Source organism: Methylobacillus arboreus (assembly GCF_020532725.1).
Taxonomy (GTDB): Bacteria; Pseudomonadota; Gammaproteobacteria; order Burkholderiales; family Methylophilaceae; genus Methylobacillus; species Methylobacillus arboreus.
Genome location: NZ_JAJAVC010000003.1, coordinates 20,058 through 34,258 on the forward strand (window position 1 = coordinate 20,058; position 14,201 = coordinate 34,258).

Genomic DNA, 14,201 nt, shown 5'->3' on the forward strand with positions numbered 1-14,201 from the left:
GAGAAGTAGGTAGGTCACGTGATATTTAGGTTTTGTGTAGTTTTTTTTGGCTTATCGCTTACATTCTCTCATTTTGTGCAGGCAGATTCTCAAGATGAATATGAGCTTCTTGACCGCATTGGTTCGGGGAATTCAGAGGCAGGAAAAATAAAATCCCGGGAAGAGCTGTGTCAAGGATGCCATGGGGAGATAGGCAATAGCAGCAGTGCTGAATATCCACGCCTTGCTGGACAGTATGCGGATTACATCATCAAGCAATTCCGGGATTTTCGTTCAGGAGCCCGTCAGCATCATGTGATGAATGCTGTCGCAAGCAGTATTTCCGATGAGGATTTAACCGATATTGCGGCTTATTTTGCTAGCCGGGAGAGAGTGCGCGCTCAGCAAAGAAAAGCCATTGAAGTTGCTGAAAAGATTTATTCCAATGGAGATATGAGGCGTGCCCTTATTGCATGTTCTAGCTGTCATGGCTCCTCAGGGCAAGGTAGCTACGCAGGGGAGGAAAGTGTTCCTACGATTGGCGGGCAGCACAAACTCTACTTGCGCGAGCAACTTTTGAAATGGCGTTCGGGAGATCGGGCTAATAGTCCGGGTGGCGTAATGAATATGGTGGCGAAATTGCTTAAGGATGAAGAAATTGAAGCCTTGGCTGAATATATATCTTCGATGTAACGGTATGAATCAATTATTGGTTTTGTGTCGTTGTGTCGGATGCAGATTAATGCAAGAGGAGAGAAATAATGCAATTTAATTTCGCTGTAAAGCAACAATGGTTGAGAGCATTGTTAATGGCTGGAACTGTAGTGACGGCTGTCACTATAGGGACTGATGCATGGGCGGATGATGATCCAGTAACACCTGCTATTCCCGGGGTTGTGGCAGGGGGAGTGAAGATAAGCTTGATTAAGGATGGCTTTACAGGTACAGAGGGGCCGATTGGCCTTCCAGATGGCAGCTTGATCTTTACCGAGACTCAGGCAAACCGCATTACTCGTATTGATGAAGATGAAAATGTGACCACTTACATTGCGGATAGTAATGGTGCTAATGGTCTTGCCTTGAGCCCCAGTGGCGAGCTTTATGCGGTGCAGACGTTGAAGCCTCGTGTCGGCATCATTCATCCTGCAGAAAAGACCAAAATCCTGGCAGAAAAATATAATGGTAAACCTCTTAATCGGCCAAATGACCTTGTGCTAGATAAAAAAGGCGGGGTTTACTTTACCGATCCGGGCATCAATGGACCTCTGAAGCCGGGGCAATCGCCGACCCAACCAGCAGTTTATTACATTAAGCCGAGCGGAGAATTGTTGCTAATTGATAGCGAAATCAAGCGTCCCAATGGCATCCAGCTGAGCCCTGACGAAAAGGTCTTGTATGTTGCCAATACCGCTGGCGAGTATGTGATTGCATTCGATGTGGCAGCAGACGGTTCGGTTAGCAATAAACGCAATTTTGCCAAGCTGGAAGATGCCTTGCAAACGACTGAAAACGGCCCATCTAGTGGGGCCGATGGGTTGGCTGTGGATTCAGAGGGCAGGTTATATGTTGCAGCTAACACCGGTATCCAGGTGTTTACTTCCAAGGGTGAATTTCTGGGCAATATAGTGTTACCCAAGAAAGCACAAAACATTGCTTTTGCAGGTAAGGACAAGCGTACTTTCTATATTGTCGGGCGTGGGTCTGCTTATAAATTCCCAACCCTTGCGCAAGGGTATACTGGCCGTGCCAAGTAAAAATAATGACATTTAAATATCCCAAGCGTGCATGATAGCGAGAGGATAGGCTATGAAAGAATGCTTAATGAAGAGCTTTACAAAGTTTGTATTATTGCCATTGCTGGCAATTAATCTTGCAGTGATTTCAACCATCGTGATTGCTGCGCCGACGGCCAAACCTGAAAAACTCATCCAGTGGCGCCAATCTGCCTACCGTGTGGCGGAATGGAATGTTGCTAGGCTAAAGGCAGCGTTGGAGGGGCAGTATGACAAGGATGAAGCAGTCGCAGCAGCCAATGCGCTTGCTGGGATTGCAGACTCTGGGATTGAGACCCTATTCGTGCCAGGAACGGAACAAGGCAAAGGATGGCATGAAACAAGTGCTAAGCCTGAGGTTTTTAAGGATAGCAAACGGTTTGCTGAGCTGTCACTCAGTTTCAGCAAGGAGGCTGCAGAGCTGGCAAAAATTGTTCCCACGGCAGATTCCTCTGCGGTGAAAGCTCAATTTGGCAAAGTAACTCGTACATGCAAAACTTGCCATGATGCCTTCAAGGGCAAAGACTAATTAATCATCCAATAAAACATCAGCGTAATGACTTTACGCTGATGTTACTTAAAATTGCACGATATCTTTCCTCTAGCTTCAATCGATCAAGACCGTTTTATTAAGCAAGCCAGGTAACCAGATAAGAATTGCTAATATCTTTATCGATCAGTCCTTGACTGCGATAAAAGTCTGAATAATGTACTTGGCGTTGGATTCTGGCATATGTCCGCAATGCATGTAATTCCATCCTGTTGGGAATAACACAAGATAGCCCGCTTTGGGAGAAATCTTTATCCCTTGATGGAAAAACTCGGTTTCTCCGCCTTTCCCCACATCATTCAAATACAAAACCATAGCTACTACCCTATTCCCGTTATGCTTTCCCACTGAGTCAGCGTGCCAACGAAAATAGCCTTCATTTTTCGGATACATTTGAATTTTATATCCAGTGACCTGCAAATCGAATGACTGTAAAACTGGACTTTTTGATAGGTAGTGAGACATGCAGGCTTCAATCTTTAGATGAATGGCCTGAAAAATATCCTGCCAAATACCTTTATTGAGTATTTCCAAATCCCAAGAGCTCTTGGTTTCCTCTTCATAGGAACCATTTCCAGCTGCCCCGGCTATTTTCCCTCGCCATTTGCTTTCATCTTGATCGAAAAGATCGACGACGGAACGGCATAGCTCTTTATCCAGTGCTTGGTAGACTACAACGAAATCTTGATCGTAAACGACATTGGCTGGTGAATAGCTAATAGTGCTTTGTGAGGTTTCCATATATTGAATACTGATAAGCAGAAATAATTTTAATGTATTGTAAAAATAAAATGCCGATATTAATAAGTCTAAGCAAGTTTCGTTCTTACACCCATCTAGTAGCACTTCCATCTTTGAATTTCATCTACAAAAGGTTCCATAAAAGAAAAGAAATGCCTGCTCGGATCAATGCTGACTCAATTCCTGGAAAAAACTAGCGTGCTTTAGCTTTGCTCAGGTGTTTTGCTTGGCAATTAAATGTACATGCGAATCTAAATGTGAACTCATTTAGGTCAACAGGAATTGCGCTTGGCAAAAAAGTGATGTGAATACAACAGTACTGTTTGTGGCTGGTTTCATTTGCAACATGTTATGTGATTCAAGAATGCGAAGATGAGTTCTTGGCTTCTTTATACTCTTTAAAAACATAAATATATCAATGCCTTGTATTTTTTATGTAGAAGGCGTTTTGAAAAAAACAAAGTGCTATATCTGGTGTGTAATTTGCTGAATATCCAAGGTTAATTAAGCGTGATTTTTAAATAACCTTCAAGGGAGACAATATGTCAGCTTATTTCCACTCGATTAACTGGAAAAATGCAATAGCACTGCCAACCGTACTTTTTTCATTGGGCCTGATTCCAACCTATTGCTTGGCTGCGGGTACGCTGCAGGAAGCGAGTGATGCGCTTGGTGCCAGCAAAATTCAATCCATTGCATTCACTGGTACTGGGCGCTGGTATCAGTTTGGCCAAGCACCCAATCCCAAGTCTCCATGGCCGCCATTTGATGTTAGCAGCTATAACGCTGCCATTAATTACGACCAGTCCGCTGCTAGAGTTCAAATTACGCGTAAGCAAGTTGTGGAATCAGGCCGTGTCAGGCCTGCCCCCGTCGAGCAGAAACCGGATCAATATGTGAGCGGTAAGGTGGCTTGGAATCTGGCGACTCCACCTGGGGGCAATGCGCCTACAGTACAACCACAGCCACTACAGATCGAGGAACGCACGGCCGAAATCTGGGCAACGCCACAAGGGTTTCTGAAAGCTGCGGCAGCCCATAATGCTGTTTCGGAGTCATATAAGGGCGGCTCCAAGGTGACCTTCAGCGTGGGTAAAAATCGTTACGTAGGCACGATCAATGCAAAGAACCAAGTAGAGCGCGTGCAAACGTGGATTGATAACCCTGTGTTGGGCGATACGGAAATTGATTACGCCTATTCTGATTATAAAGATTTCAACGGAATTTCTTTCCCAACGCATATTACACGTAAGCAGGGCGGCTATCCGGTGCTTGACCTCAAGGTCTCGTCTGTAACGGCAAACCCTAATGTGCAGATTGACGTGCCTGCAGAGGCCAGCAATGCTCCGGCTATTACTGTAACTTCAGAAGAGCTCGCACCTGGAGTTTACTACCTCAGAGGCGGTACGCATCATAGTGTGTTAATTGACCAGAAGGATCATTTGGTTATTGTAGAAGGCCCTCTGAATGAGGCGCGGTCAGAGGCAGTAATTGCCAAGGCCAAGGAGCTAGTACCCAATAAGCCTATACGTTACTTGGTCAACACTCATCATCATTTTGATCATTCTGGTGGTGTGCGCACTTTCGCTGCAGAGGGCGCTACTATCGTTACCCATCAGGATAATAAGCCATATTACGAAAAAGTCTGGGCAAACAAACATACAATCAGTCCTGATCGCTTAGCGCAATCAAACAAGCCGGCTAAATTTTCTGCATTCTCCGATAAGCATGTGCTGACAGATGGTCAACGTACGATTGAGGTACATGCCATCAAGAATAGCGGTCACAATGATGCATTTGTCTTGGTGTATCTACCTGCAGAAAAGATACTTGTGGAAGCCGATGCTTACACACCATTGGCGGCTGGTGTTCCGGCTCCAGCGAGTATTAACCCATACTCAGTGAACTTGTATGACAATATCAAGCGTTTGAAGCTAGATGTAGACAAGATTGCGGCCTTGCATGGTCCTGGTGTAGTTAATTTGGGCGATCTGGAAGCATTTGTTGGAAAGTCCCAGAGTGCAAGTAACTAACCTTTAGTTCTCTCTCAAGATTATGAAAAAGGCCCTTAAAGGGCCTTTTTTATGTGCTCGTTTTACCATAATACGCGGTTTGAAATTATTTGAATTTTTCACTGGCAGTTTTTGCATCTTCCACAATTTGATTGTTAGCTTCCTGTATGGCTAATTGCTCATTCCTCGCTTGGTTGTTAATTGCTTGTATATCGGCATTAGCTTCTTCTACTATACAATCCAGGTACGGTTTTACTTGTTCCCGATAGGCATTCACAGCGCTTACACTTTTGTTATAGGCATCTTCATTATTTAAGTCTAAGGCAGGCGCGATTGGGCGAGGGCCGCATTTGGCTGATGCCCATTTTCCATCTGCCAAGGTACCGGCTTCGGCAATATGATTAAAGCTGTAAACAGATATAGCCGAAATAGCAACGAGTTTGCAGAGGATGTTCATAAAACTACCGATATGATGATTTCTAACAAGCATAGTTAAATCCAATATAAATATTAAGAAGAAGGACCTTGGAAGTATATTACCAAGGTCCATAAGAGAAAAATCTGTTTTACATTTTTCCGCTAAAGCTTATGCCTATCCAGCGAGGGTAGGGGTATGGAGAGTAACTTAACCAACCTTCTTCATGCGAGCGATCATTAAATATATTTCGTCCAACCAGGCTGAGATCAAACTGTTTACTGAGCTGCAGACCAATTGATATATCAGTACGAGCTAGTGGATCTATCCATCCATAGCTGGAGTTTGTATCAGTGTTGTTATATTTACTCTGATAGTTTGTGTTGAAACTCGCATGGAAGACTCTACTTCCCCATACCGGGCGGGAATATTCAGCACCTACGTTGAATGTCCACTTGGAGACACCAGGAAGCGTTTGTCCGCTTTGATCCGTGAAAGGCCCTTGGGTAGACTGAAGATAGTTGAGCTCATCCGGGTATGCCGCATTCTTGAAATCTATGTATTTTGCATCTGTATATGCACCGGCAAACCTGACTGTGGTGTAGGGAATGCCGGAGTAAAATGCATCCAGTTCCAGGCCTTGAGATTTTGCTCGCTTAATGTTTCCCTGTACTGTGGCATAAACAATAGGATTGTCAATATTATTGTCAATATTAGTTTGTGTTGCGAACTCATCAACCGCGCGGATTGCAGCCTGGTAGTCACGAATATCCATGTAGAAAAGGTTGGCATTGAGGTTCAGTGTGTCGTTTAGCCAGTTCGACTTGAAACCAATCTCATAGGCATTGGTTTTTTCAGGCCTTACGTTTGCCGATACAAAATTGACATTAAGTGCCGAACCGGATTTTTCGCCATATTGAAAAGATGTGTAGGCCGAAAAATTATCATTAACTTTATAAGTGGGAGTGACAACTGCTGTGACCAACACATCACGATAAGTGCTCTTTACACCATTGTTAAGCTGCCCGATAGAGTTGGCGCGGATTGCTTTTGCTGCGGCGATTTGCCTTTGTTGCTCAGGGTCTAAGCCATTGTATGCTGCTCCAGGGTTGGCCGGATCTACTGTTACACCAAAAAATTTATTTGCAACGCTATCTGCTAATTGCAATTGCTCAGTGGAATTAGCTCCAGTTAGTTGACCACTAATATCAATTTCACTAGTAGGATCACCTGGGATCGTTAGCACTTTTTGATTGAAATTTTCTGAAGCAAAGCCACCTAAATTGACACCACGAACCGATACCGGGTTTAGTTCCGAGCCTGAACCACTGGCAGATAAAATTCTTGTGTCTTGTGTGGTGCGGTCTTCATGCGTAATACGCAGGCCAGTGAGCAAATCGAGTTTTTCGGTCAAATGCCAGTTGATTTGACCATAAATTGCATTATGAGTCGTATCTACTCTTGTATCTCCTATGGTGTAAACATCATTCAGCGAGTCTCTGAGTAGGGCCAAACCTGAACCGCGGTTAATTCCAGCATTTCTTTCCAGAGCCGCATACTGAGGATCAGTAGCAAACCAGGCGCCAGCGTCAGCACCAAAGCCAGCTTTGGAGGTAATCGAGTCCTCCGTCTTCATACCAAAGTACCCGGCGGTGTAATCGATCTTTTCTCCCGGGTCGGAAACAATCTTGAACTCCTGGGTATATTGCCGATAGTCAACACCACCACCGCCGTTCTTGCTTATATCGAATGGAGTACCTTCGTCATTGTGGGCATCGAAGGTATAGCTTCTCCAGCCGGTAATGGATGTCAATGTGTGACCAGGAATTAAGTAATTGATCTCTGCTGAAGCGCCTCTGTTGGAGACAGTCTGGCCTTGATTCTCGTTCTGCAATAGTCTGTTGTTATTGATATAATCATTGTATGTATATGGGTCATTAATTCTGCCATTAGCGCTATAAGTGCGATTCTCAAACCATGCTCGTCCAGGGGTAAAAACGGTACCTGCGCTGTTGTAAAAGCCAGCTAACTTGGCACGAGGTTGTGTTCCATTCGGATCAGTTAGCGCGCCATTGGCAAAGCGATAGGGTTGATCTTTTCTGACAGTCAAGCCGTTCTCTACCTGTGGCGCCTCGGGTTCAAGATCGAAACTGAAGCGGGCAGAGAGGTTCTCGGTAGGAGTCAGCAGGAATTGCGCCCGTCCGGCCAAGCGGTTACGGTTATAAAAGCTGTAGTTCGAGTCATAGTCGCTATCATAGAAACCACGGCCACGATCTGCAATGAAGGAACCGCGCCAGGCCAATACATCGTCTACAATTGCGCCGCCCAAATTGGCTTTTGCAATGACTGTGTCACGTATACCATACACCAATTGATAATCAGCTGAAGGTGTAAATGACGGACGTTTGGTTCTGATGGCAACACCACCAGCACTATAATTTAGACCGCCCAGAGTACCTTGTGGTCCGCGTGAGACTTCCACACTGTCTATATCATAGAAGTCGAAATTGCCTAATTGTGTCAGGCCATATGGAACACCATCGACTACCAGGCCTACGCTGGGGTCCTGTGTTTCTGTAAAGGCGCGTTTACCAAGACCACGAATGGACAGAGAAGCGCCTCGCGTGTTGTTTTGGTTGAACTGGATGCCAGCTGCACGCCTTGTGATAGCGCCAAGATCAAAACCCAATTCGCGATCAAGTTCTGCGCCAGAAATTACTGAGATGGATTGCGGGACGTCCTGAACAAGTTCCAGTTGACTCTGTGCCCGCACTACAATTCTACCTAGTTCCGCATTTTCTTCCTGAGCAACCTGTTCTGGAGCCGACGTGGGAGCGGTAGCGTTGACCGGGGCAGCAGTCTCTCCCCTTTGAGTGGCAAGCTCTTGGCGGCTTTTTTCCAACTCCTCTTTCAACCTTGCATTTTCTGCCTGTATACGTGCATTTTCCGCTTGAAGTTCGGATAGAGAGCTTTCATCAGCTGCATATAGATTGCTAAGGCTTAAAATAAAAATAGCGCTAATCGCTAAAATGAAATTTCTGAGAGTTAAAAATATAAAACGAAGGGTGAGATGATACGAATGAAAATGAGATAGTGCCGTTATTTTATTCTTCATTTAAATTTTATCCCTGATTGTTATATTAAAAATGCATATAGACAACAGCAGAAATCATGCCAATATTTTTGCGATAACTATCCGGGTTTAATTGTTATTAAAATACAGGTGGTTATATTTATTGGATGAAAAATAAATGAAGAATAAACAGGGTTATCCTTTTATTAGTGATTAATTAAAAGCAGTAATTGGTATATTTGGTTGTTAAAAAATAAACATTTAGTTCTAATGGTGAAATAAAAACGGACTCCCGAAAGAGTCCGTTAATTGATCTAAAAGCAATTAGATTATTTCATTACAAATTAGAGGTCGCTAGTGAACATAACGCCAATCCAACGAGGAATAGCCGGTACATAGGTATTCCATGTGCGAGTCAGCGATGTGTCATTGTCAAACAGATTCTTCACAAGCAAGGTGACATCAAACTTTCGATCACGTCTACCAAGACCAATAGCGAAATCTACCCGGGTGTGGGCATCAACCCAGCCATAGTCAGAAAGTGTTACATCTGAGTTGAAACGGCTTCTGTATGCAACATTGAGGCTGCTGTGGAGCTCTGCATTTGAAAAGACGGGATAGTGGAAGTCTGCCCCAAGATTTAAGCTAAATTTCGAGGCCCCTGGTAGATTTTCACCCGATACGTCACGGAATGGCGACCCTCCTTGAGCTGCACTGTATTGTGGTAATTGATTGTTGATTTCAGGAGGGAGAGCGCTGTTTTTGAAATCCCGGTATTTGGCATTGTTGTAAGCTCCTGCAAAACGCAATGTCGTATGCTGGATACCGGTATAGAAGCCGTCAATTTCAACTCCATAGGATCGTACTTTTGCTGCATTGCCAGTGGCTTCTGTATAGTATTGTTGCCCATCATCATTACGTTGGGTTGTATATGCATCCTCGATCAGCACTCTCTGCTGATAATCCTTGATGTCGGTCAAGAACAGATTGGCATTGAATGTCAGCGTGTTATCCAACAGCACGGATTTAATGCCCGCCTCATATGAAATAGTTTTCTCGGGCTTAACCTGATTATCAAAACCATTCACTACTTGGGCAACGCCTGCTTTTTCACCATATTGCAAAGTTAGATAGCCGGTGAGGTTATCATGGAACCGGTAGCTTGGGCTCAATAACAGGGTTGGTTGCAGTTTTCTGAAGGTTTCAGCTTTGGTTTTGTTATAGACAATACCAAGATTACTTTGACGAATGGATTTTGCATCAGCAATCAACTGAGCCTGGGATCCAGTCAACTGGCCATAATCTACACCAAAATATCTTTGGGCTGTAGCGTTTGCCAATGCTGCCTGAGCCGGATCTGCTAGGTTCACATAGCCAATATGGCTTGCATCTGCAAATGCCATTTGGTCTGGAATTCCATTGATTACATCTTCTTCGAATAGAGTGCCTGATGTTGTAGAATTAAAACCACCAAGAGCTATTCCATTAACCTCGTAAGGGTTGAGCTCTGAACCAAAGCCTTGGTTTTTTATGTTCTTTCCAGAACTATTGGATCTATCCTCCAGGGTTAGTCTGAGTCCTGTAGTCACAGTGAGTGGCTCGCTGACATGCCAGTTGGCTTGACCATACACAGCGGTACTCTTGGTATGGATGTCTTGAGCGGTGTCATGTTCCAGTCCGCTCAATGAGTCCTGCATCAATTCCCTGCCGGCCGAGGAAGCATATAGCCTGCCATATTGGTTTGGGTTAGCGAACCAGGCACCAGCATCAGAGCCAAAACCAACGTTTGAGCTGTAGTCATTGCGCCATGTGGTGTAATACAACCCAGCCTGGTAATCAACCAGGCCTTCGATGCTGGAGCTCAATCTGAATTCCTGGCTGAGTTGATCATGGCGGTTTACCAGCCCGCCGCCATTTTTACTGATATCAAAGGGTGTGCCTTCGTCGTTACGGGCTTGGAAACTGAAGTTCTTGTAACCCGTAATGGACGTGAGGGTGAAATCACCAATATTCCAGTTCAGCACTGCCGAGGTGCCCCAAGTGGAGGTGACCAATGGCCGCTGGTTGTCCATGTTGACACCTTTTTCTAACCAGTCTCCATAATTAAAATCACCGCGCCGAAGGAAATAGTCTCTTGCCAAACGTGTAGATGGATCGGTATTTAGTCGGGTGGCTGTTCCATCGCTATATGTTGAAGGGGTCGGCGTTTTAAAGGTCCATCCATTGTAATATTCTTCGTGCTTAGGCGTCAGCTCCAGTTTGACTAAGGCATTGAAATTCTCGGTGGGCGTGAGTAAAAACTGCACCCTGCCGGAAACATTGTCCTTATTCATGAAGCGAAAGTCGCGGTTATAGTCGTTGGGATACCATCCTTCCCCTTTATCCACCATAAATGCGCCTCGCCATGCTAGGACATCTTCAACTACAGTGCCGCCAATGGCCGCATTTCCGATGACACGGTTATTATCACCAAGTGTTAACGCATAACTTTGTTGGGATTCAAATGTAGGGCGTCTTGAGGTGATGGTAAGAGCCCCTATGCTGGCATTTTTCCCCCTCAATGTGCCTTGCGGGCCACGGGCAACTTCGACAGCTTCCACATCATAAAAGTCAAAGCTGGACAATGGATTGTAACCAAAAGATATGTCATCTACGGTTACGCCAACACTGGGGTCCATTGCGTCGGTTTGGGCCTGCTGGCCCAGGCCGCGAATGGAAATGCTGCTGGTGCGCGCATTGCCTTGGTTCCAAGCGATATTTCCCAGTCGTTGTGTAATGGAGCCGAGGTCTCGGGCTTGAAAGCGGTCAAGTTCTTGTCCACTGACAACCGAGATGGAAATTGGCACGTCCTGCAGTGCTTCCAGTTTATTGCGACTGCGGACCACGATCCTGCCCAATTCTGCTTGCTCTTCTTCTTGCTCGACTTGCTCTTGCGCTACCTGCTGAGCTTGGGGAGCTTGAGGTTCTGTTGATGCCGGTGGCTGTCCTGTTTTTTGTGCGGCTAGCTCTTGCTGGCTTTTTTCCAGCGCTTGCTTAAGCCTTGCAATTTCTGCTTGTAGTTCGGATAGGCTGGGTTCATCTGCCGCATATACGGGCTGAAAGCCCATGAAGGTGATTGTTGCCCCAACAGCAGTCACTATTTTCGAAAGCCGGAACGATGCTGGCAATCTTGGTCTGTTGTGGTGATACGGCAAACTCATTATTTTTTACTCCCTGAAGAATCTATAAAAAATTGGTGCCGTAACTATGGCAAGGAATATGCCAATTTATAATTTGTTGTTATTTGTATAGCTTGAAATATTTCTTATTTGGCTATTAAAGCCTTGCTATTATTGGAATATGAAATTTTTTATTTGGAAAATAAGAATTAAATTTATTGTCTTATTTGAATAATTGAGTGTTGTTTACAAAACATCTAACATGTAAAAAATCACTTTGTTGATGACCTATTTTAAACAGCAGAATATAAAAATATTGATTTCTATTCTCATTTAAATATTAAGCTTAAAGTCTTTTATCAGGCCAATAGTGTGTAGCGGTTAACAAGGAAAATGTTTTATTTTAAACACCAAGTGTTTGGCGTTGATCATCGCGAGTGTTCTGGATGTTGTGGTTTTTTATAAGTGACTGATTTTAAATGGTGGTACGGATATTGCGTCAGGCGTCACTGCTAGGGTTGAAGTGGTTGGTAGATAGGCTTTTTACCTAGTAAAGATGGCTATCCAAATTTAAGAGAATATTCCCTCATGAAAGGTAGCTGGATTTAAGCTTTTCAATCAAAAAATATAAAGGAATCTAAAGTGAAGAAAGTATTGTATAAATTTATTTTGGCAGTAGTACTTGCGGGAAGTGTGCAAGGAGCCTATGCGGCGGATCCTAAACCTGAAGAAGAGATTCGCTATCGTCAATCCGTTTTTAACGTGATTGGGCGCAATTTCAATGCTTTGGGAGCGATTGCAAAAGGGGAGCGCCCCTATGATCAGGCTTTTGCTGTGAAGACTGCAAATCTGGTGGAATTGTTAGCCCCCCTGCCTTTCGGTTCATTTGGTCCAGGTACTGATAAAGGTGCATTGCACAGGTCAGACGCAAAAATTTGGACTGATCAAGCCAAATATAAAGAGGCTACTGATAAGTTCCTGGCTGAAGTTTCCAAACTGTCTACATCTGCAAAGGATTTGAATTCCTTAAAAGCGCAAGTTGGTGAAATCGGTAAAACCTGCAAGGGTTGTCATGATGATTTCCGTTTGAAGGAAGCAAGGTAGTAATTTAGATAACGACTCCTTAGATTCATCTGATCGGGGCCGGTTAATTAAGCCGGCCTTGTCTTTTCTAATGCTAAACAATTTGCAATTTGATTGATATATATGAGCCATTTGCAGGTGAACTATCTTAGTTCTATTCGAGGGAGCAGGATGTTGTTCACAGACTTGGCTTTTACACTGAGTCCAGGTGATTTGCTTTACGTGACTGGTGAGAATGGCGCTGGCAAGAGCAGTTTATTGCGTATCCTGGCAGGCTTGCTGACTCCCGAAGATGGTGAGGTGCTATGGGATGGGGCGGATATACGTGGGCACGGTGTGCAGTATCGACAGAGCTTGTTATTCCTCAGCCACTTGAATGGATTGAAAGATGATCTCAGTGTCGCAGAGAATTTGAGTTTCGCAGTCAGGTTGACTGAGGGAAGTGTGCAGCCAGAGCGGATTGCACAAGCCTTAAATGCCGTGAACCTTCAGCCTTATCTGAATGAACGGGTTGGAGGGCTGTCACAGGGTCAGCGGCGTAGAGTCACACTGGCAAGGTTATGGTTGAGTCGGGCGCGAGTATGGTTATTGGATGAGCCTTTTGTCGCATTGGATGCGGCTTCTGTTGAAATTTTGAAAGGCCGGATTCTGCAACATTTGCAAGATGGTGGAATGACAGTGCTGACGACGCATCAAGAGGTTGCCATTCCTGCAGAGCGCGTACATCGGCTTAAGATCGCGTAATGATGGCTATTTTTTTCGCTGTATTGCAACGCGATTTGCGCCTGGCATGGCGTAAACCTGCTGAAGCTGCTACAGGGGTGATGTTTTTTATTATTGTGGCCAGTTTATTTCCGCTGGCGGTGAATCCAGATCCGGTGGTCTTGAGAGGATTCGCTCCAGGTGTGCTTTGGGTGTCGGTGTTATTGGCATGCTTGCTATCTCTTCCCAGGGTGTTCGCATTGGATTATGTAGATGGGGCGCTGGAGCAAATTATGATCGCACCGCAGCCTTTGAGCCTCATTGTCCTCGCTAAAGTGGCTGCGCACTGGTTGACGGCCACCCTGCCTATTGTGTTGTTATCCCCACTATTAGGAATGCTCTACGGATTGGATTCCCATGGATTAATAGTTTTGGCTGGAAGCTTATTGTTGGGAACACCGACGCTGAGCCTGTTAGGAGGGATTGGGGCGGCACTGACTTTGGGAGCGCGTGGGGGAGGGGTTTTATTGTCTGTATTGGTGCTGCCTCTTTATATCCCGGTGCTTATCTTTGGCGCTGGGGCAGTGGTCGCCTCGCAGGCCGGGCTGGGTGTCCAGGCGCATTTTTCACTATTGGGAGCTTGTTTTTTGTTGTCTTTTGTTTTGGCGCCTTGGGCTATTGCTGCGGCCCTGAAGATTGTAATGGAATAGTGAGCG

At 45.0% G+C, this 14,201-nt stretch carries 11 protein-coding genes; 7 read left to right on the forward strand and 4 right to left on the reverse strand.

The genetic code is table 11. The features are described from left to right. Positions 1-18 precede the first annotated feature (18 nt). From LG198_RS00115 to LG198_RS00125, 3 genes are all read left to right on the forward strand, one after another. Complete coding sequence (locus tag LG198_RS00115) at positions 19-672, forward strand: c-type cytochrome (RefSeq protein ID WP_230341150.1); 654 nt, start codon at positions 19-21, stop codon at positions 670-672. A gap of 68 nt (positions 673-740) precedes the next feature. Beyond that, on the forward strand, positions 741-1,733 hold the full coding sequence (locus LG198_RS00120) for an SMP-30/gluconolactonase/LRE family protein (protein ID WP_230341151.1): 993 nt from the start codon (positions 741-743) through the stop codon (positions 1,731-1,733). A 52-nt stretch (positions 1,734-1,785) separates the two neighbouring features. Continuing rightward, on the forward strand, positions 1,786-2,280 hold the full coding sequence (locus LG198_RS00125; RefSeq protein WP_230341152.1) for a c-type cytochrome: 495 nt from the start codon (positions 1,786-1,788) through the stop codon (positions 2,278-2,280). Between the two features lie 147 nt (positions 2,281-2,427). On the opposite strand, the gene LG198_RS00130 is transcribed toward LG198_RS00125, so the two are convergent. Continuing rightward, positions 2,428-3,153, reverse strand: a complete 726-nt coding sequence (locus LG198_RS00130) for a 2OG-Fe(II) oxygenase (protein WP_230341153.1) — start codon at positions 3,151-3,153, stop codon at positions 2,428-2,430. Positions 3,154-3,584: 431 nt separating this feature from the next. On the opposite strand from LG198_RS00130, the gene LG198_RS00135 reads away from it, so the two are divergent. Further along, complete coding sequence (locus LG198_RS00135) at positions 3,585-5,075, forward strand: MBL fold metallo-hydrolase (RefSeq protein ID WP_230341154.1); 1,491 nt, start codon at positions 3,585-3,587, stop codon at positions 5,073-5,075. An 85-nt stretch (positions 5,076-5,160) separates the two neighbouring features. Here the strand turns inward: LG198_RS00135 and LG198_RS00140 are convergent, their stop codons facing one another. From LG198_RS00140 to LG198_RS00150, 3 genes are all read right to left on the reverse strand, one after another. After that, complete coding sequence (locus LG198_RS00140) at positions 5,161-5,544, reverse strand: hypothetical protein (RefSeq protein ID WP_230341155.1); 384 nt, start codon at positions 5,542-5,544, stop codon at positions 5,161-5,163. 76 nt (positions 5,545-5,620) lie between these two features. Then, positions 5,621-8,584 (reverse strand): TonB-dependent receptor, encoded by a 2,964-nt coding sequence (locus tag LG198_RS00145; RefSeq protein WP_230341156.1) that lies wholly within the window; start codon positions 8,582-8,584, stop codon positions 5,621-5,623. A 302-nt stretch (positions 8,585-8,886) separates the two neighbouring features. Further along, positions 8,887-11,742 carry a TonB-dependent receptor gene (locus tag LG198_RS00150; RefSeq protein ID WP_230341157.1) on the reverse strand — a complete coding sequence of 952 codons (2,856 nt, stop codon included), beginning with the start codon at positions 11,740-11,742 and terminating at the stop codon, positions 8,887-8,889. 600 nt (positions 11,743-12,342) lie between these two features. Between LG198_RS00150 and LG198_RS00155 the strand changes: the two genes are divergently transcribed. The 3 genes from LG198_RS00155 (at position 12,343) to ccmB (ending at position 14,195) form a co-directional block, all read left to right on the forward strand. Then, positions 12,343-12,804, forward strand: a complete 462-nt coding sequence (locus LG198_RS00155; RefSeq protein WP_230341158.1) for a c-type cytochrome — start codon at positions 12,343-12,345, stop codon at positions 12,802-12,804. 102 nt (positions 12,805-12,906) lie between these two features. Further along, complete coding sequence (gene ccmA, locus LG198_RS00160; RefSeq protein WP_268866751.1) at positions 12,907-13,527, forward strand: cytochrome c biogenesis heme-transporting ATPase CcmA; 621 nt, start codon at positions 12,907-12,909, stop codon at positions 13,525-13,527. After that, positions 13,527-14,195 carry a heme exporter protein CcmB gene (gene ccmB / locus LG198_RS00165; RefSeq protein ID WP_230341160.1) on the forward strand — a complete coding sequence of 223 codons (669 nt, stop codon included), beginning with the start codon at positions 13,527-13,529 and terminating at the stop codon, positions 14,193-14,195. The genes ccmA and ccmB overlap by 1 nt, the downstream gene beginning before the upstream one ends. Positions 14,196-14,201: the final 6 nt, after the last annotated feature.

What these genes read in the sequence shown, in the direction of transcription:
- LG198_RS00120 (WP_230341151.1), top strand. Translation starts at nt 741, where the DNA reads ATGCAATTTAATTTCGCTGTAAAGCAACAATGGTTGAGAGCATTGTTA.
- LG198_RS00125 (WP_230341152.1), top strand. Translation starts at nt 1,786, where the DNA reads ATGAAAGAATGCTTAATGAAGAGCTTTACAAAGTTTGTATTATTGCCA.
- LG198_RS00130 (WP_230341153.1), bottom strand. Translation starts at nt 3,153, where the DNA reads ATGGAAGTGCTACTAGATGGGTGTAAGAACGAAACTTGCTTAGACTTA.
- LG198_RS00135 (WP_230341154.1), top strand. Translation starts at nt 3,585, where the DNA reads ATGTCAGCTTATTTCCACTCGATTAACTGGAAAAATGCAATAGCACTG.
- LG198_RS00140 (WP_230341155.1), bottom strand. Translation starts at nt 5,544, where the DNA reads ATGCTTGTTAGAAATCATCATATCGGTAGTTTTATGAACATCCTCTGC.
- LG198_RS00145 (WP_230341156.1), bottom strand. Translation starts at nt 8,584, where the DNA reads ATGAAGAATAAAATAACGGCACTATCTCATTTTCATTCGTATCATCTC.
- LG198_RS00150 (WP_230341157.1), bottom strand. Translation starts at nt 11,742, where the DNA reads ATGAGTTTGCCGTATCACCACAACAGACCAAGATTGCCAGCATCGTTC.
- ccmA (WP_268866751.1), top strand. Translation starts at nt 12,907, where the DNA reads ATGAGCCATTTGCAGGTGAACTATCTTAGTTCTATTCGAGGGAGCAGG.
- ccmB (WP_230341160.1), top strand. Translation starts at nt 13,527, where the DNA reads ATGATGGCTATTTTTTTCGCTGTATTGCAACGCGATTTGCGCCTGGCA.